Source organism: Microbacterium sp. SWDP-B6, assembly GCF_059803615.1.
In genome coordinates this window covers 539,305-557,466 of sequence record NZ_JAPFGV010000001.1, presented here as the reverse complement: position 1 = coordinate 557,466, position 18,162 = coordinate 539,305, and the positions used below count along the sequence as shown (strand labels likewise).

General features: G+C 66.2%; 18 protein-coding genes. 11 read left to right on the top strand and 7 right to left on the bottom strand.

Features of this window, described 5'->3' with window-relative positions; all coding sequences use genetic code 11:
- Positions 1 to 8 precede the first annotated feature (8 nt).
- Genes OPU70_RS02795 through lnt form a run of 7 tightly spaced genes read left to right on the top strand, consistent with a single transcriptional unit; the run spans position 9 to position 8,014 of the window.
- Positions 9 to 926 carry a hypothetical protein gene (locus OPU70_RS02795; protein WP_475434898.1) on the top strand — a complete coding sequence of 306 codons (918 nt, stop codon included), beginning with the start codon at positions 9 to 11 and terminating at the stop codon, positions 924 to 926.
- Positions 926 to 1,921, top strand: a complete 996-nt coding sequence (locus tag OPU70_RS02790) for a helix-turn-helix transcriptional regulator (protein WP_042536678.1) — start codon at positions 926 to 928, stop codon at positions 1,919 to 1,921. The genes OPU70_RS02795 and OPU70_RS02790 overlap by 1 nt, the downstream gene beginning before the upstream one ends.
- Positions 1,918 to 2,907, top strand: coding sequence for a helix-turn-helix transcriptional regulator (locus tag OPU70_RS02785; protein ID WP_042536677.1), 990 nt, complete (start codon positions 1,918 to 1,920; stop codon positions 2,905 to 2,907). The genes OPU70_RS02790 and OPU70_RS02785 overlap by 4 nt, the downstream gene beginning before the upstream one ends.
- 27 nt (positions 2,908 to 2,934) lie before the next feature.
- Positions 2,935 to 3,192 carry a Sec-independent protein translocase subunit TatA gene (gene tatA, locus OPU70_RS02780; RefSeq protein ID WP_042536676.1) on the top strand — a complete coding sequence of 86 codons (258 nt, stop codon included), beginning with the start codon at positions 2,935 to 2,937 and terminating at the stop codon, positions 3,190 to 3,192.
- A 54-nt stretch (positions 3,193 to 3,246) separates the two neighbouring features.
- Positions 3,247 to 4,005: a twin-arginine translocase subunit TatC gene (gene tatC / locus OPU70_RS02775; RefSeq protein ID WP_042536675.1), complete on the top strand. Its 759-nt coding sequence runs from the start codon at positions 3,247 to 3,249 to the stop codon at positions 4,003 to 4,005.
- Positions 4,002 to 6,479, top strand: a complete 2,478-nt coding sequence (locus tag OPU70_RS02770) for a DEAD/DEAH box helicase (protein ID WP_042536674.1) — start codon at positions 4,002 to 4,004, stop codon at positions 6,477 to 6,479. Before tatC ends, OPU70_RS02770 begins: the two co-directional genes overlap by 4 nt.
- 11 nt (positions 6,480 to 6,490) lie before the next feature.
- Positions 6,491 to 8,014, top strand: coding sequence for an apolipoprotein N-acyltransferase (lnt, locus tag OPU70_RS02765; RefSeq protein WP_079112787.1), 1,524 nt, complete (start codon positions 6,491 to 6,493; stop codon positions 8,012 to 8,014).
- Here lnt and OPU70_RS02760 read toward each other — a convergent pair.
- The 4 genes from OPU70_RS02760 to OPU70_RS02745 all read right to left on the bottom strand — a co-directional run bounded on the left by OPU70_RS02760 (position 8,011) and on the right by OPU70_RS02745 (position 10,699).
- Entirely contained in the window at positions 8,011 to 8,394 is a 384-nt protein-coding gene (locus tag OPU70_RS02760) for an RNA polymerase-binding protein RbpA (RefSeq protein WP_042536672.1), read from the bottom strand. The genes lnt and OPU70_RS02760 overlap by 4 nt on opposite strands.
- Positions 8,395 to 8,519: 125 nt before the next feature.
- The gene (locus tag OPU70_RS02755; protein ID WP_498557100.1) at positions 8,520 to 9,293 is read right to left on the bottom strand and encodes a glycerophosphodiester phosphodiesterase family protein; all 774 of its coding nucleotides are present in this window, start codon (positions 9,291 to 9,293) and stop codon (positions 8,520 to 8,522) included.
- Positions 9,290 to 10,216, bottom strand: coding sequence for an SPFH domain-containing protein (locus OPU70_RS02750; RefSeq protein ID WP_042536670.1), 927 nt, complete (start codon positions 10,214 to 10,216; stop codon positions 9,290 to 9,292). Before OPU70_RS02750 ends, OPU70_RS02755 begins: the two co-directional genes overlap by 4 nt.
- Before the next feature lie 9 nt (positions 10,217 to 10,225).
- Positions 10,226 to 10,699, bottom strand: a complete 474-nt coding sequence (locus tag OPU70_RS02745; protein ID WP_056376841.1) for an NfeD family protein — start codon at positions 10,697 to 10,699, stop codon at positions 10,226 to 10,228.
- Positions 10,700 to 10,819: 120 nt separating this feature from the next.
- Between OPU70_RS02745 and OPU70_RS02740 the strand changes: the two genes are divergently transcribed.
- Positions 10,820 to 11,584, top strand: a complete 765-nt coding sequence (locus OPU70_RS02740) for an SDR family oxidoreductase (RefSeq protein ID WP_042536668.1) — start codon at positions 10,820 to 10,822, stop codon at positions 11,582 to 11,584.
- 64 nt (positions 11,585 to 11,648) lie between these two features.
- On the opposite strand, the gene OPU70_RS02735 is transcribed toward OPU70_RS02740, so the two are convergent.
- Positions 11,649 to 12,248 carry an HdeD family acid-resistance protein gene (locus OPU70_RS02735; protein ID WP_042536667.1) on the bottom strand — a complete coding sequence of 200 codons (600 nt, stop codon included), beginning with the start codon at positions 12,246 to 12,248 and terminating at the stop codon, positions 11,649 to 11,651.
- A 182-nt stretch (positions 12,249 to 12,430) separates the two neighbouring features.
- On the opposite strand from OPU70_RS02735, the gene OPU70_RS02730 reads away from it, so the two are divergent.
- Genes OPU70_RS02730 through OPU70_RS02720 form a run of 3 tightly spaced genes read left to right on the top strand, consistent with a single transcriptional unit; the run spans position 12,431 to position 15,622 of the window.
- Complete coding sequence (locus OPU70_RS02730) at positions 12,431 to 12,829, top strand: helix-turn-helix transcriptional regulator (RefSeq protein WP_228385702.1); 399 nt, start codon at positions 12,431 to 12,433, stop codon at positions 12,827 to 12,829.
- A gap of 5 nt (positions 12,830 to 12,834) precedes the next feature.
- The gene (locus OPU70_RS02725; RefSeq protein WP_079113976.1) at positions 12,835 to 13,245 is read left to right on the top strand and encodes a VOC family protein; all 411 of its coding nucleotides are present in this window, start codon (positions 12,835 to 12,837) and stop codon (positions 13,243 to 13,245) included.
- A 25-nt stretch (positions 13,246 to 13,270) separates the two neighbouring features.
- Positions 13,271 to 15,622: an ATP-binding cassette domain-containing protein gene (locus tag OPU70_RS02720; RefSeq protein ID WP_498557099.1), complete on the top strand. Its 2,352-nt coding sequence runs from the start codon at positions 13,271 to 13,273 to the stop codon at positions 15,620 to 15,622.
- 12 nt (positions 15,623 to 15,634) lie between these two features.
- Here OPU70_RS02720 and OPU70_RS02715 read toward each other — a convergent pair whose 3' ends face one another.
- Together OPU70_RS02715 and OPU70_RS02710 are read right to left on the bottom strand one after the other, a co-directional pair.
- Positions 15,635 to 17,056: a serine hydrolase domain-containing protein gene (locus tag OPU70_RS02715; protein ID WP_498557098.1), complete on the bottom strand. Its 1,422-nt coding sequence runs from the start codon at positions 17,054 to 17,056 to the stop codon at positions 15,635 to 15,637.
- Between the two features lie 51 nt (positions 17,057 to 17,107).
- Positions 17,108 to 17,953, bottom strand: a complete 846-nt coding sequence (locus OPU70_RS02710; protein ID WP_079112788.1) for a class I SAM-dependent methyltransferase — start codon at positions 17,951 to 17,953, stop codon at positions 17,108 to 17,110.
- Positions 17,954 to 18,162: the final 209 nt, after the last annotated feature.

Genomic DNA, 18,162 nt, shown 5'->3' with positions numbered 1-18,162 from the left:
TGGAGCGCGTGCGTAAAACGTCCGCCGTTCTGGCAACCCTCAGCCTCGCCGTCCTCACTCTGACCGGATGCGCTTCGGCGCCGTCGTTCGCCGGTGATGTCTGCGATCGTGCGGCCGCGTCTACCCCATCCATCAAGGATTCGGTGTCCGTGGAGGGCGATCTGGGTGAGGCGCCCGACGTCACGGTCTACAGCCCCGTGAAGGCGGACGAGACCTCATTCGCCGACGTGATCACCGGCGAGGGGAACACCCTCACCTCGACTTCTCAGCCCATGGTGCTCGACATCGCCTTCTACGGCGGAGAGAGCGGCGAGAAGCTGTACGAGTCCGAATTCAACGGCGACCCGAGCCGCGTGCACAGCATCTCGTACTGGGCCGAGCGGTCCGCCGGACTCGAGACGGTGCTCGAGTGCGCCACCGGCGGAAGCCGGATCATCGCCGTGCTGACCCCCGAGGACTTCGGTGAAGCCAATGCCGAGGCATTCGGACTCGCGAAGGACGAGAACGTCGTCGCGATCGTCGACCTGCAGGATGTCTACCTGGCCCACGCCGAAGGCGCATCCCAGTTCAACGACGCCCGTGGCCTGCCGACCGTGGTGCGCGCTCCTGACGGGACCCCTGGCGTGATCATCCCCGACAGCGATGCTCCGACGGAGGCTGTGACTCAGACGCTCATCAAGGGCGACGGTGCGAAGGTCGAGAAGGACTCGACGATCGTGACCAACATCATGGCCCTGGGCTGGGATGACAAGACCGTCACATCGAGCAGCTGGGGCGCGGAGCCCAACATCGGTCCGGCAGCGGAGGAGCTCGTCGGCGCGACCGTCGGGTCGCAGCTGCTCGTCGTCGTGCCCGAAGCCGACGGAAACCCGGCGACCGCCATCGTGGTCGACATCCTCGGCATCGTTCCCGTTCCGGAGCAGTGATGGCCGCCCGTATTCCCGCGGAAGAGCGTCTGACGAACCTCGTCGTGGCGCTCATGGCCACGGAGATCGGGCTCACCAAGCAGCAGATCCTCGACAACGTGTCGGGCTACCGTCAGCGTGCCGATGCGGGCGTGCGCTCGGATGCGCTCGAGAAGATGTTCGAGCGCGACAAGGACGAGCTGCGTACTCTCGGCGTCCCCGTCGAGACGATCGGCGACCAGGCTGATCCCAATGACCTCCGCGAAGCCCGCTATCGCATTCCGCAGGCGGAATACGACCTGCCCAGCGACATCGAATTCACCGCTGCTGAGCTCGCTGTGCTGCAATTGGCCGGCAGCGTCTGGAGTGCCGAATCCGCATCGGGCGACGCCAAGGCCGGCGTGCGCAAGATCCGGGCACTCGGGATCGACGGCGACGAGCCGATCATCGGCTTCGCGCCACGGATCACCGCTCGCGATGCGGCGTTCCCGCAGCTGCAGGACGCGATCGAGAAGAGCCGCGTCGTCGTCTTCGACTACCTCAAGCCGGGGGAGCACGCGCCGCGCCGCCGCAGCATCCGTCCGCTGGCTCTCGTCGACTACGAGGCGAGATGGCATGTCTTCGGCGTCGACGTGGACATCGAGGAGGACCGCATGTTCCTGCTCAGCAGGATCGTCGGGGACGTGAGGATCACGACGAGGGCCTTCGACTCCGCCCTGCGCGAGGGAGCGGGGGAGCGTGCACTGAGCGGTCTCGAGCGCGTCGCCTCTCAGAACTCGGCGCTGCTCGAGGTCACCCCTGGCACCGAGGCCTCGCTGCGTCTGGGCCGCCGTGCAACGCCTGCGGCGACCCAGGGAATCCTCGTGCCGTTCGTCGACCTGCATATCTTCGCCGACGAACTCGCCTCGTACGGCCCCGAGGTGCGGGTGGTCGAGCCGGTCGCGCTGCGCACCGCGGTCGTCGATCGCCTGAGCGCGGTCGTCGCGACCAACTCGGACGCAGGGGAGTCACGATGAGCGCTCAGACGAAGCCGCTGCTCGCCGCCGACCGCGTCCGCGTCTACCTGACGCTCGTGCCTTACCTTCTCGAGCACGGCCAGGTCTCGCTCGCTGAGGCGGCTGCGGAGTTCGGGGTGACTCCGGCAGAGATGCGACAGATGGTCGAGAAGCTGACCGTCATCGGCCTGCCCGGTGATTCCGGCTTCTGGCAGCAGCCGCAGGAGATGTTCGACATCAACTGGGACCTCCTCGACGAAGAGGACGTCATCGAGATCACCAACGATGTCGCCCTACGGCGGGTTCCGCGCTTCACCGCCCGCGAGGCCGCAGCTTTGCTCGCCGGTCTGCAGATGGTCGCCGCCGTGCCGGCGGTCTCCGACTCCGGACTCGTCAGCGGTCTCATCTCGAAGCTGTCGCGCGGTGCGGCAGACGCCCCGGCAGAGGTCGTCGTCGCGCCGAGCGCTGTCGACGAGGTGCGCCAGGTCGTGTCGCGCGGTGTGCAGAACGGTGTCGCCGTGTCGTTCACGTACCAGGCGCCCGATGCCGCACCCACCACGCGAACCGTGGATCCTGTGCAGGTGCTGATCACGAACGCACAGTGGTATCTGCAGGGGTGGTGCCACATGCGACAGGCGATGCGGACGTTCCACCTCGATCGGGTGAGCGATGCGCGTCTGACGGACATTCCGATCACACATGCCGGTGACCACGTCCCGGAGGCGTTCACCGCCGTCGAGGACGAGGGCGAGGTCAGAGTGCGTGTGCCCGAGCGGATGGCGCCTCTGCTCGGTGACTTCCTCACCGCGGACAACGCCGACGTCAGTGACGGGATCGTCACCGTGCGGCTGCACCTGGCCGACCCTCGGGGTGTGAAACGACTGGCGGCGAAGTTCGGCGGAGCCCTCGAAGTCGTGGATCCCGGCGTCGCCCGCACGGCTGCACGCGAGTGGGCCGCCGCAGGACTCGCGCTGTATCGCCGACCAGACGGCGACAACGCCGGTTAGACTGCTACTAAACGACGAAGGAGAATCATGGGCGCTTTCGGTTGGCCACATCTGCTGATCATCCTCGCCGTCATCCTGCTGCTCTTCGGTGCGGCGAAGCTGCCGGCACTCGCGAAGAGCCTCGGGCAGTCCGCCCGGGTTTTCAAGGGCGAGATGAAGGCGATGAAGAACGAGGACGCGACTGACGCCGCGGATCCGGCATCCCCGACTCCCGCGGCCACCACCGCGGACACCACGGTGACGGCTCGCGACACGGATCCGGGTCAGCCTCCTCGATCCGCATAGTTCGTGTCCGCTCTCGAATCCGCCGATCCGGGGACGCCGGGCCGCGACAGGCGGATGTCTCTCGGCGCGCATCTGATCGAGCTGCGTCGGCGACTGTTCATCGCGGCCGGCGCTCTCGTGGTCGGCATGATCATCGCGTTCATCATCACCGGACCGGTCATCGATCTCCTGTCGATTCCGATCGCTGCGATCGCCGAAGAAGAAGGTCGCGAGTACGTCGGCCTCAACTTCACGACCGTCACGAGCGGGTTCGATCTCCGGATGCGCATCGCGTTCGCGATCGGTCTGCTGATCTCAGCCCCGGTCTGGCTCTGGCAGGTCTGGGCGTTCGTGATGCCTGGACTCACGAAGAAGGAGACCCAGTACACCTGGGGATTTCTGGGAGCTGCCATCCCGCTGTTCTTCGGCGGATGCACTGTCGCATTCTTCGTCCTCCCGCACGTGATCGAGATCATGGCGGGCTTCGTGCCGACGGGAATGGCGCAGTTCTTCGACTACGCGACCTATTACGACTTCGTCTTCAAGTTCCTGCTCGTGCTCGGCATCGCCTTCGTGCTCCCGGTCTTCCTCGTCGCGCTCAACCTCGCGGGGGTCGTCTCGGGCAAGGAGATCCTCAAGGGATGGCGCGTCGCCATACTCGTGTGCACGATCTTCGCGGCCGTCACCACACCGCCCGCCGATGTCTTCTCGATGCTGCTGCTGATGGGGTCCATGATCGTGCTGTACTTCGCGGCCACATTGATCTCGATGCTCTTCGATCGGCGCAAGCGCAAGGCTGATGCGGCCGCGGGCATCGAACCCGTGAGCGCATGAGCTCGCCGGCAGAGCGATACGCCGCGGCTCGCGAAGCCGCAGGGCACCCGGCGACGGTCGCCTTCGCCGCGAATCAGAAGTTCGAGCTCGACCCGTTCCAGATCGAAGGGTGCCACGCGCTCGAAGACGGGAGCAGCGTGCTGGTCGCCGCTCCCACCGGGGCGGGAAAGACCATCGTCGGAGAGTTCGCGATCCATCTCGCGATGCAGACGCCGCGCGACAAGGCGTTCTACACGACGCCGATGAAGGCCCTCTCCAATCAGAAGTTCCGCGAGCTGGTCGACGTCTACGGCGCCGATGACGTGGGTCTGCTCACGGGTGACACCAACATCAACGGCAACGCTCGGATCGTCGTCATGACGACCGAAGTGCTGCGCAACATGATCTACGCCGATTCCGCAGCGCTGCGCGACCTTCGGTATGTGGTGATGGATGAGGTGCACTACCTCGCCGACCGATTCCGCGGGGCGGTGTGGGAAGAGGTGATCATCCACCTCCCGCAGCAGGTGCGGCTGGTGTCGCTGAGCGCCACGGTGTCGAACGCCGAGGAGTTCGGCGATTGGCTCGACACGGTGCGCGGAAACACCGAGGTGATCGTCTCGGAGATCCGACCGGTGCCGCTCGAGCAGCACGTGCTGGTGCGTGATGATCTGCTCCCGCTCTTCGACGACCGCGCGGGCATCGCGACGGCTCTGGTGAATCAGGAGCTGATGCGAATCCGCTCGTCCACCGGTTCGAACTACGACAACAACCGTGAGGCGCAGTCCTACCGCAGCAATCGTCATGCGGGACGGCAGGCGCAGCGTCCGCCACGCGGAGGACGCCGTGCGGTCCGCTCGGCGAACGTGCAGCGGATCGAGCGCATGGACCGCCCCGACGTGGTGCGGCTGCTCGAGGCGGCCAACCTGCTGCCGGCGATCTTCTTCATCTTCAGCAGGGTAGGCTGCGACGCTGCGGTGCAGCAGGTCCGCAGATCGGGTGTCCGTCTGACCTCGACCGAGGAGCGGGCCGAGATCCGCGCGATCGTCGAAGACAGGACGCGGACCCTGCAGGATGAGGATCTCGGTGTTCTCGGATACTGGGATTGGCTGGAGAACCTCGAACGCGGCGTGGCCGCCCACCACGCCGGGCTCCTGCCCGCCTTCAAAGAGGTCGTCGAGGAGCTCTACAAGCGCAAGCTCGTGAAGGTCGTGTTCGCGACCGAGACCCTGGCGCTCGGCATCAACATGCCCGCACGCACCGTGGTGCTCGAGAAGATGGAGAAGTTCAACGGTGAGGCCCGGGTGGCGATCACCTCGGGGGAGTACACCCAGCTCACCGGACGAGCCGGGCGACGGGGCATCGACGTCGAAGGCCACGCCGTGGTGCAGTGGACCGAGGGGATGGATCCGCAGGCGGTCGCCGCACTCGCCTCACGTCGCACCTACCCGCTCAACTCCAGTTTCCGTCCGACGTACAACATGGCGGTCAACCTGATCGACCTGTTCGGCAAACAGCGGGCGCGCGAGGTGCTCGAATCGTCCTTCGCTCAGTTCCAGGCCGATCGCGCGGTGGTCGGACTCGCCAGGCAGGTGCGTGAGGCCGAGGAATCCCTCGACGGCTACAAGGCGGCGATGGTCTGCGACCACGGCGACTTCTTGGACTATGCCTCGATCCGCCGAGAGCTCAGCGACCTCGAGAAGAAGAACCGTCAGGACTCGAGCGCTCCGCGGGCATCGCGCGACAAGCGCATGAAGCAGATCCAGAGCCTGCGCACCCGGATGCAGCGGCACGGCTGCCACCGCTGCCCCGATCGCGAGGCCCACGCCCGTTGGGCGGAGCGGTACTGGAAGCTCAAGAGGCAGAACGACCGCATCCGTCGTCAGATCGAGACGAGGACCGGAACGGTGGCTCGCGTCTTCGATCGTGTCGTCGAGGTGCTTGAGACGCTCGACTACCTCCACCGAGACGAGAACGACGAGACCACTCTCACCGAGGCCGGTCGGACGATGCGTCGCATCTACGGAGAGCGTGATCTCCTGGTCGCAGAATCCCTGCGGCAGGGTCTCTGGAGCGGCCTGGACGCTCCGTCGCTCGCCGCCATGGCCTGCTGCCTCGTCTACGAGCCGCGACGCGACGAGGCGAACGCGGGCGAGCGCGATCTGCCGAGAGGGGCTTTCCGCGCAGCCTACGAGAAGACCACGACTCTCTGGGCCGAGCTCGACGACCTCGAGAAGGATCACCATCTTCCGGGGTCCGAGCCCTTGGCTGCCGGTCTCGCGGGCGCAATGCACTCGTGGGCCCGGGGCGGGATGCTCGATCGCGTCCTGATCGACGCCGACATGGCCGCGGGCGACTTCGTCCGGTGGGCCAAGCAGACGATCGACCTGCTCGACCAGCTCTCGATCGTCGCGGAGGACGGCGCCCTGGCGCGCAATGCCCGCGTCGCTCTCGACGGCGTGCGCCGCGGCATCGTCGCCTACTCCTCGATGTGAGAACGGGACCGATGCCTGATTCCCCAGCGCGACAGCGCCCTCTTCTGCCGCTTTCGCTCGCCCTTCCCGTTGCGGCCCTGGCTGCGCTCCTGATGAATCTCTCCTACCCGGATGCCGCGGTGTGGGCACTGGCGTTCCCGGCCACCGCGTTGCTGCTCGTCGCGCTCATCGGCCGTCGGGTCGGAGGCGCGCTCGCGGTGGGGCTGGTCTACGGGGTGATCTTCTTCGGACTGCTCGTGTCGTTCACCTCGCGCTACCTCGGCCCGCTGCCCTGGGCCGCACTGAGCGTCCTCGAAGGCGTCCTCACGGCGGTGGCGCTGATCCTGATCACGCTCGCCTATCGATGGATCCCCACAGCCTTCCCTGGCGCCTGGGCGCGCCTCCTGCTTCTTCCGGCCGTCGTGGCCGCGCTGTGGGTCGGGCGCGAGGTGTTCGTCGGCTCCTGGCCGTACGGAGGCTTCCCGTGGGCCCGTCTGGGCATGAGCCAGGCCGAGAGCCCGCTGGCCCCGGTCACCTCGTGGATCGGCGTCAGCGGTCTCAGCTTCCTGATGGTGTTCCTCGTCGCCCTCCTCATCCAGGTGATTCGCGAACGTGCCTGGCGACGCCCGACCGCGCTGATCGCACCGGTCATCGTGACGGTGGCCCTGCTCATCACGCCCCTGTTCCCCACGACCGTCACCGGGTCGATGCGCATCGCCGCGGTGCAGGGGAACGGGCCGAGCGGGTATTTCGACGAGCGCCAGCCCTACTCGCTCATCGACGCGCAGACGGACGCGACCGAACCGCTCTACGGCGAAGACGTCGATCTGCTGGTCTGGCCCGAGGGATCGCTCGACTTCGACCCGTTCCAGTCGGATTCATTGGCGCGGAGGATGAGCGCGATCACCTCGCGAATCGGCGCGCCGCTGCTTGCCAACGCCGCGACGGAGCGAGAGGGCCTGTTCTACAACACCTCACTGCTGTGGACGGAAGACGGCGGGGACGGGCAGCTGCACGACAAGCGGCACCCGGTTCCCTTCGGCGAGTACGTGCCCGACCGTGCCTTCTTCAATGCACTCGCGCCCGATCTGATCGGACTCATCCAACGCGAATACACCCCGGGAACGAACCCGCCGGTCATCGATGTCGACGGCGTGAGGGTCGGATTGGCGATCTGCTTCGACGTCATCTACGACGACGTGATCAGCGAGGGAATGGCCGAAGGAGCCGAGGTTCTCGTCTTCCAGACCAACAACGCCGACTTCCGAGGCACCAACGAGAATCTGCAGCAGCTGGCATTCGCGAGGATGCGGGCGATCGAGACCGGCCGCAGCGTCGTGAACATCTCGACGGTGGGCACGAGCCAGATCATCCGCCCGGATGGGTCCACCGTATCGAGCCTCGACGCAGGAAAGGCCGGAGCGCTGCTCGAGGATGTCGAGCTTCGCTCCGGCCTGACAGCCGGTGTCGTCACCGGCCCCTGGATCCAGATGCTGCTGCTGTGGGGCGGGCTGGGCGCGCTGGCCTTCGGGCGGTTGCGCGCCCGTCGGCGCTAGGCGCCGATCTTCTCGCGGGTCGGGTCTTCACCTGCACCGCGGCGCGCGCGGATGAAGGCGAGTCGCTCTTCGAGCAGTTCTTCGAGTTCTGCGCGTGTACGACGCTCGAGAAGCATGTCCCAGTGCGTCCGGGCTGCCTTCTCGTCGGTCGCGTCGAGCGTGACGGCCTGGCCGTCGACGTTCAGGCGGGCGTCCGCTCCGCAGGCACGGCATTCCCAGGTCTGGGGCGGTTCTGCGTCCGCCGAGAACATCAGGTTCGTGACATGGCCGCAGGTGTCACAGATGTAGGTGGTTTCACGGCGCTCCATGAAAACGACGCCCTCTTCGCTCTGTAGGCTCTGGGCGCCGAGTCGGATGCCGCGTAGGCTGCGATCTGCCATTGTGTGGTCCTCTCGTCGCTGTCAGGTATAACGCTCCAGCCTGTGCGCTTCATCCACGCGGGCGGAATCTCGGCGCGATTCACAGCGGAATCCCAGCGCCACAGCGTAGAGGCGGCGTGGCGCGATCAGCGGCCGATCGTCGCCAGCGCGAGGTCCGCGCGGTCCGTGACGATCCCGTCGACACCTGCATCGACCAGCCGTCGCATGGAGTCGGCGTCGTTCACCGTCCACACGTGAACTTCGACGCCGCGTCGGTGCGCGGCGCTGATCAGAGGGGGAGTGAGAACCTTCACACCGCGGTGACGCTCGGGGATCTGGAGGACGTCGATGTCGCGCAGCGCGCGGCCGGGGGAGACGCGGACAGCCGAGAGGGCGCGAACTGCGGCGATGGTGCGACTGCCACCCGATGCGGCCGGTCTGAGAGCGGCACCGGCACGGAGCACCGATGCGATCGTGGCGCGACGGTCGGAATCCGAGAAGCTGGTGACGAGCACACGGTGCGTGTGATCTTCGAGAATCGGGCCGAGGGGCTCGGCGGCCTCGGTGGTCTTCACATCGATGTTGAAGCGCGTCGTCGGGAATGCCGACAGGGCCTCGGCGACGGTGAGGAGACCGCCGTGATCGGCGAAGATCGCGGCGAGCTCACGGGTGCGTACATCCCGCACGGGTCGGGGGTCGCCGGCAAGGCGCTGCAGCGTCGCATCGTGGAAGAGAACGACGTCACCGTCGGCCGTCATCCGGCAGTCCGTCTCGATGTACTCGGCGCCGGCGGCGTGAGCCGCGGCGAAGGCCGCTGCCGAGTTCTCCCAGACGCCGGAGTCCTCGCCCGCCGTGGTGATCAGACCGCGGTGAGCGAGGACTCGGGGGTGGGCTGCCTTCTCGAAGTAGGGGTGCGTCACGCGCCCGGGTGGTTCGTCGGAGGCTGTCCGGGCTTCGGCGTGAACGCGGTGCCGATGCCCTTGAGCGCCTCGGTCAGCTCGCTCGGGATGATCCAGAGCTTGTTCGACTGTCCCTCGCTGATCTTCGGCAGCATCTGCAGGTACTGGTAGGCCAGCAGCTTGTCATCCGGCTCACCCTGGTGGATGGCGGTGAAGACATTCTGGATCGCCTCGGCCTCACCCTGGGCGCGCAGCACAGCCGCCTGCTTGTCACCCTCTGCGCGGAGAATCTCCGCCTGCCGTGCGCCCTCCGCCTCGAGGATCGCGGACTGCTTGGTTCCCTCGGCCGTGAGGATGGCCGCACGGCGGTCACGCTCGGCGCGCATCTGCTTCTCCATCGAATCCTGGATGGAGATGGGCGGGTCGATCGCCTTCAGCTCCACTCGCCCGACGCGGATGCCCCATTTGCCGGTCGCCTCGTCGAGAACGACGCGGAGCTGGCCGTTGATGTTGTCGCGGCTCGTCAGAGCCTCTTCGAGGTTGAGGCCACCGACCACGTTTCGGAGGGTCGTCGTCGTGAGCTGCTCGACCGCACCGAGGTAGTTCGCGATCTCGTATGTCGCGGCGCGAGCGTCGGTCACCTGGAAGTAGACGACGGTGTCGATCGAGACCACGAGGTTGTCCTCGGTGATCACAGGCTGCGGCGGGAACGAGACCACCTGTTCGCGCATGTCGATGAGGGGCCGGAGGCGATCGATGAAGGGCACCAGGATGTTGAGTCCGGGCATCAACGTCTTGTGATAGCGGCCCAGGCGCTCGACCACGCCGGCTGTGGCCTGCGGGATGATGCGGATGGAGCGAGCCAGCGTGACCACCACGAAGATGATGATCGCGATGACGAGTATCCACCCGATCGCGGCGGGGATGAACGATGCATCGTCCAAGAGGTTCTCCTAGTCGTTGACGGGACGGACGGTCGCGGTCGCGCCGTTGATCGCGATCACTGCGATCGGTGAGCCCTGGGGGATCGGCACGGCACCTGCGGTGCGGGCGGTCCAGGTGTCGCCGTTGCTCAGCTTCACCTGTCCGGAGATCTGGGTGATGTCCTGCAGGGCCGTGCCTCGCAGATTCAGCAGGGCCTCGACGTTGGACTTGGTCGGGTCTTCGCCGCGATGCAGACGCTTGATCAGCGGCGGACGCAGGAAGAGGATGAACAGTGCGGCCGCCGCCGCGGCGATCAGCACCTGGACCCACACCGGGATGCCGAGGAAATCGGTGACGAGGCCGACTGCGCTGCCGAAGCTCAGCATCAGGAAGGTGAAGTCGAGAGTGAGCATCTCGATCACGAGGAAGATGGCGATCAGGATCAGCCACCCGATCCATGCCCATTGGTCGATGAACTGTACGAATGTCGCGAAGTTGTCCATGCGGCCTCCTTTGCGGTCAACCTATCACGCGGCACGAGCCGGTTCCCGGTTCGAAGGGGCCGGCTTGATAGTCTGAAAGCGCCGTGTCATCACGGCGATTCACGCATCAGAGGAGTCACCGTGACCGACGTTCTTCCCGCAGGTTCTCTAGAGGGCAAGGTCGCCCTCGTCACCGGCTCGTCTCGAGGAATCGGGGCGGACACCGTGCGCTACCTCGCCGAGGCGGGGGCGGACGTGGTCATCAACTTCCGCAACAAGGCGCCGCGCGCCGAGAAGCTCGCCGCTCAGCTGCGCGAGCTGGGGCGACGCGTGCTCGTCGTCGGCGCCGACCTCACCGACCCCTCGTCGGTCGGCGAGATGTTCGATGCGGTGAAGGCCGAGTTCGGTCGCCTCGATGTGCTCGTGCTGAACGCATCAGGGGGCATGGAATCCGGGATGGCTGAGGACTACGCGCTGACGCTCAACCGCGACGCGCAGCTGAACGTCCTCGACGCCGCTGCCCCTCTGCTCGGCGATGGGTCGCGGGTCGTCTTCGTGACGAGCCACCAGGCCCACTTCATCCGCACCACGCCGACGATGCCGGAGTACGAGCCGGTCGCGCTGTCGAAGCGTGCAGGTGAGGATGCGCTCCGCGAGCGCATCCCCGGTCTCGCCGAGAAGGGCATCGGGTTCACCGTCGTCTCCGGCGACATGATCGAGGGCACCATCACGGCGACGCTTCTCGAGCGCGCCAACCCCGGCGCGATCGCCGAGCGCCGCGAGTCCGCAGGCAAGCTCTACAACGTGTCGGAGTTCGCAGCGGAGATCGCACGTGCGGCAGTCGACGCCGTTCCTGCCGACAACACCCGGTTGGTCGGCGACGTCAGCGCCTTCGAGGCCGAGTGAGTCTCTGAGACCAACAGAGAGAGCCCCGTCCGGATGGACGGGGCTCTCTGCGTTTGGAGGCGAGTCAGATCGCGGAGTCGGCCTTCGCCGAGGCCACGAAGTCCTTCGCGTCCTTGCCGAGGGTGATCGCGCGGACGATCTGCACGATTCCGAGAACGACGAGCGAGATGCCGAGCACCAGCCAGAGCACCGCCGCCGCGTACAGCGGGGAGAAGAGCACGACGATACCGGCGATGATGCTGAGCAGTGCGTAGAGCAGCGTCCAGACCCGCGAGCCGTCCTGTCCGAGGAGGGACAGCGCCACCACTCCGTCGACGATCCAGCTGATGCCGATGAAGATCACGACGACGAGCGCGAGGGTCGCCGCGGCGACTCCGAGGTTCGCGAACGCGATCACGCCGGCGACGATGTAGACGAGGCCCAGCACGATGTGGCCGACTCGAGCCCATCCGCCCTTGACCTTGGAGAAGATGCCCAGGCCGATGTAGACGAGACCTGCGATCACGAGGTAAGTGGCGAAGATGCCTGTGACGATCACGGCGGACTTGAGCGGCCAGACGAGCAGGACGATGCCGGCGATGAGGGCGATGGCGCCCGAGACCGCCAGCACCACGCGAATGGACTTGAACAGTGACTTCGCTTCGGTTGCGAGTGGATCAGACATGGTGGGGGACCCCTTTCTGAGAAAATCCTGTGAGGGATGGTCACAGAGTAGCGCTGTCCGGGGCGGGATGGGGGGAGGTCGATATCGATATGTCGCGGACGTTCACACGCTGTTACGCGAGGTCATGCGAAAATCGGGGGGTGACCCCGGACGACGATGCGCGGCTCCGCGAGCTCGTCGTGATGCGCAGAGTGCGGGATCGCATCGATCGCGAGTACGCGACGCCTCTCGATGTCGAGGCTCTGGCGCGCGGCGCGCACATGTCGGCGGGGCATCTGAGCAGGCAGTTCAAAGAGACCTACGGCGAATCGCCGTACTCCTATCTGATGACGCGGCGGATCGAGCGGGCCATGGCATTGCTGCGCCGCGGCGACCTCAGCGTCACCGAGGTGTGCTTCGAAGTGGGGTGCTCATCGCTCGGCACCTTCAGCACACGATTCACCGAGCTCGTCGGTGTCTCACCCCGCGTGTATCGTGAGCGCGCAGCGGATGTCGACGGCATCCCCACCTTCCAGGCGAAGCACGTGATCAGACCGATCAGGAATCAAGAAGCGCCGCGCACGGGCGCGCACCTAACGTGAATCCCATGAGAATCAGCATCCACTACGCATTCCTTCCGCACACCGACGCCGATGCGGCCCTCGGCTTCTATCGTGACGCCCTCGGGTTCGAGGTGCGCAACGACGTCGGCTACGACGGTCTCCGATGGCTCACGGTCGGTCCGCAAGGGCAACCGGAGACGTCGATCGTGCTGCACCCGCCGGCCACAGACCCCGGGATCACCGACGCCGAGCGACAGACGATCCTCGAACTCATCGCCAAGGGCAGCTACGGCGCGCTGACGCTTGCGAGCGACGATCTCGACGCCGTGTTCGAGCGGCTCGTCGAGAGCGGCGCGGACGTGGTCCAGGAGCCCATGGACCAGCCGTACGGCGTGCGCGACTGCGCGTTCCGCGACCCTGCGGGCAACCTTCTCCGAATCAACCAGGCCGGCTGACCCCGGTCGCTACTCGAGGATCCTCATGACGACGCACCCCGCTGACGGCCACGACATCATCCGCGTGCAGGGTGCGCGCGAGAACAATCTGAAAGAGGTGAGCGTCGACATCCCGAAGCGTCGTCTCACGGTGTTCACCGGTGTCTCGGGGTCGGGCAAGAGCTCGCTGGTCTTCGACACGATCGCCGCCGAGTCGCGGCGCATGATCGATGAGACCTACAGCGCGTTCGTGCAGGGATTCATGCCGTCGGTGCCTCGCCCCGACGTCGATGTGCTCGAGGGACTCACGACCTCGATCATCGTCGATCAGGAGCGCCTCGGGGCGAATCCGCGGTCGACGGTCGGCACGGTCACCGATGCGAACGCGATGCTGCGGATCCTCTTCAGCAAACTGGGTCAGCCCTACATCGGGGGCCCCACAGCCTTCTCCTTCAACATCCCCACCCAGAGGGCCAGCGGGGTGATGACAGGTCCGGGGGGCGAGAAGAAGATCGTCAAGGACGCGATCTACCTCGGTGGCATGTGCCCTCGGTGCGAGGGCAGGGGAGCGGTGTCCGACCTCGACCTCACTCAGATCGTCGACGAGTCGAAGTCCCTCGACGAGGGGGCCATCATGGTCCCGGGGTACACCGCGGACGGCTGGATGGTGAAGGGCTTCTCCACGTCGGGGTTCTACCCGGCCGACAAGCCGGTCGCCGAGTTCACCGAGAAGCAGCGCCACCTGTTCCTCTACGGCGAGGTCACCAAGGTCAAGATCTCGGGAATCAACATGACCTACGAGGGGCTCATCCCCAAGATCACGAAGTCGATGCTGTCGAAGGACCTCGACGCCCTGCAGCCGCACATCCGCGCCTTCGTCGAGCGCGTGGCGACGTTCGCGACCTGCCCGGAGTGCGACGGCACCCGTCTCACCGAGGGTGCTCGGTCGTCGAAGATCGACGGCATCAGCATCGCGGATGCGTGCCGCATGCAGGTCACGGATCTGGCCGAATGGGTGCGCGGTCTGGAGCTCCCTGGCGCAGCTCCGCTCCTCGAGGCGCTGCGTGCCAACCTCGACGCATTCGTCACGCTCGGCCTGGGGTACCTGAGCCTCGAACGGCCCTCAGGTACGTTGTCCGGCGGAGAGGCGCAGCGCATCAAGATGCTGCGCCATCTGGGGTCGTCTCTCACCGACGTCACCTATGTGTTCGACGAGCCGACCATCGGCCTGCATCCGCATGACATCCAGCGCATGAACACGCTGCTTCTGCGCCTGCGCGACAAGGGCAACACGGTGCTGGTCGTGGAGCACAAGCCCGAGACCATCGTGATCGGTGATCATGTGGTCGACCTCGGTCCCGGCGCGGGAAGCGCGGGAGGCGAGATCTGCTTCGAGGGAACCGTAGAAGGCTTGAAGGCCAGTGGCACGCGCACGGGTGATCATCTCGACGATCGAGCAGTGCTCAAGGAATCGGTGCGCAGCAGCACCGGTGCGATCGAGATCCGCGGTGCCAACGCCAACAACCTGCAGGACGTCGACGTCGACATCCCCACCGGCATTCTCACTGTGGTCACCGGGGTCGCCGGTTCGGGCAAGAGCTCGCTGATCCACGGATCGGTGTCGAAGCTCGAGGGCGTCGTCGCGATCGACCAGGGGGCGATCAAGGGATCACGACGGAGCAACCCCGCCACATACACCGGCATGCTCGAGCCCATTCGGAAGGCGTTCGCGAAAGCCAACGGCGTCAAGCCCGCGCTGTTCAGTGCGAACTCCGAAGGAGCGTGCCCGACATGCAAGGGCGCCGGGGTGATCATCACCGAGCTCGGGTTCATGGACACGATCGAGACGCCGTGCGAGGACTGCGGCGGCAAGCGGTTCCAGGCTGCCGTCCTCGAGTACAAGCTCGCAGGCAAGGACATCACCGAGGTGCTGGATCTGCCTGTCGCCGAGGCGAGGGCGTTCTTCTCCGAAGGGGACGCGAAGCTGCCCGCCGCCGCCACGATCCTCGGTCGCCTCGAAGACGTCGGTCTGGGGTATCTCTCCCTCGGGCAGCCGTTGTCGACGCTGTCGGGCGGCGAGCGTCAGCGCATCAAGCTGGCCATCCAGATGGGGGAGAAGGGCGACACGTACGTGCTCGACGAACCGACCACGGGCCTGCACCTCGCGGACGTCCAGAACATCCTCGGCCTTCTCGATCGACTCGTCGAATCCGGCAAGACCGTCATCGTGATCGAGCACCACCAGGCGGTGATGGCTCACGCCGACTGGATCATCGACATCGGACCGGGCGCGGGCCATGACGGAGGTCGGGTCGTCTTCGAGGGAAGCCCGGCGGATCTCGTCGCGGCCAAGTCGACGGTCACGGGGGAGCACCTGGCGGAATACGTCGGCGCGTAGGGGAGGGGACGCTCAGGCCATGTCGGGGCGCGTCATGAGCGGCGACTTCAGGTGCAGGGTCAGATCTGAGGTCGTGAGAGGCACCGTCACCCAGACCGGGTGTGCCGTGCTTTTTCGGACAGTCAGCCGTACGCGGTGCGGCGAGGTGACCAGGTGCAGATCAGCGACGAAGGTGTCGCGTTGCCAGGCGCCGCTTGACACCACCGGTCGTCCCAGCGGGCGGCTCTCCCGCCACGAGTCGAAGCCCACCGCGATCTCGATGTCCAGCCCCAGGCGGATGATCCATCCGTGAGCCCGCTGTTCGACCACCACCGGCGTGCCCTCGGCGAGTGCCGAGCCCGATGGGGAGGCATCCAGCGTCGCGCAGATCGCTGACGATGCACCCCCGAGCGTGCCTTCCACCATCGGAAGAGAGAGGTCACTCATCCGCCGAGCCAGTGCTGCATCCTGGTCGTCGTCTCGTGCGCCACCGACCCCGGGCACGACGAAGCGTCTGACCGCGTCGAGCACATCCTGCGCATGGCGGACCTCGCTGTGCGCGGCTGTCAGCACGACCACGAGCTCCTGGTCGGGGACCACGATGCACTGCTGCCCAAAGGCGCCGTTGCCGTGGAAGCCATAGGTCGATGACCAGATCTGATACCCGTATCCGGCATGGAAGTCCACACCCGGGGCGCCGGGGGAGTAGTGGCGGCTGTCAACCTGCTTCCGGGTGGCTTCCGCCATCCAGTCCTGCGACAGGATCGGGCGTCCCTGCCATGCCCCGCCGCGCAGCATCAGCTCGCCGAACGCCGCGACAGACTCGGTCGTCAGATGCAAACCGTGAAACCCGTATACCGCACCGTCGCCTACGCGATCCCACTCGATGTCAGTGATCCCGAGCGGAGCGAACAGTCGCTCATCCAGAAGCGTCGGGAGAGGCGTTCCTGTGACACGTTCGACCATTCGCGCCAGAACGAAGGTCGACGAGTTGTCGTAGGTGTGGTGTGAACCCGACGCGGCAGTTACCGGCATCCTGAGGAACCCTCGCACCAGATCCGTCGGTTCGAGTGCCCAGGCGTCGCCCAGAGTGTCTTCGGCATGACCGGTGGTCATGGTCAGCAGGTGCTGAACGGTGAGTGCACGCGCCTGCTCGGACGCGTCGTCGGGAACGTGATCCGGCAGAATGTCGACGACGCGGTCATCGAGTCGCAACAGCCCGTCGTTCACCGCGATGCCGACCGCGACTGACGTGAAGGACTTCGTCAGCGAGTACAGCAGGTGCGGTTGATCAGCGGAGTACGGCGCCCACCACCCTTCCGCGACGATGCGGCCTCGGTGCACCACCATGAGCGAATGGCACTCGATACCCCGTTCCTCCAGGTGGTCGAGCAACGAACTGATCGCCGATGCTGAGAATTGCATCGACGAAGGAGTGGCGCGGGGCAGAAGCACGCGGTCACCCTACAGGTCGCACTGTTCACGCAGCACCGCTGCAGAAAAGCCTCAGTCCCGGCGCGCGACGATGGTGAAGGTGCAGGGGATGAGGTTGCGTTCCGCCTCTGGCCACGCGTAGCCGCCGGACACCTCGACCATCCGCGGGCTGAACTGCCAGGGGAGTGTTCGTCCCTCATCGAAGTGCAGGAGGCGGAGACCGGCTCTCAACAGCGATCCGAGGATCTCGGAGAGGGGGTGAGGCCACTCGTAGGTGCGCGGGTGAGCGACCTTGCCGTCTCCGGCGTAGGTCGACTCGTCGTCCCATTGCTGCGCACGGCCGTCGCCGAAGTACGGGTAGCGGGTCGTGAGTTCTTGGGCGCCCTCGTCGAGAGCCAGCAGCGCAGGATGGCCGTCGCGGATGAAGAACGTCCCACCCGGACGCAGCAGAGCGACGATCTGGGCCGCCCATCGGTCGAGATCCTCGAGCCAGCAGATCGTCCCGATGCTCGTGTAGACGATGTCGAAGTCGCCTGACACCACGTTGCTCGCATCGAGGACGTCGGTCTGGACCCACGTGGCCGAGACCCCGACGCGGTTCGCGAGTGCCTCTGCGGCTTGCAGCGCCGGCTCCGAGAAATCGACGCCGGTCACGATCGCCCCGGCACGCGCCAAGGAGATCGTGTCCGTGCCGATGTGGCACTGGAGGTGGCACACGTCCAATTCCGCGAGCGTTCCGCCGCGCACGAAACGGTTGAGCACCGGCAGGTCGTCGCTCACGACGTCGCTGATGTGAGTCGGCTCGTCGTACGCGTCCAGACCGTATGCCGCTTCGTGCAACGGGACGCGATCATCCCAGTTCTGTCGGTTGGCGTTTCGCGCCGCTTCCCAGTCGATCTCGACGTTGCTTCCGTTCACGTCACGAGCCTATCGAGCGCTCCGATCGCGGCAATGCAGTAACGCCGATAATGCACATTATGTCAGAACACGTCAGAATCGGCCTCCCCGTCGCTTATGGACCCGCGGTGTCGAAGCCAGTCACACTCCCATAGCTGTCACGACCAAACCCGCGCCCGCAGCGGTGAAGGCGCCTCCGAGCGCGCCCCGCAACGGAGCCGGCTGTCTGC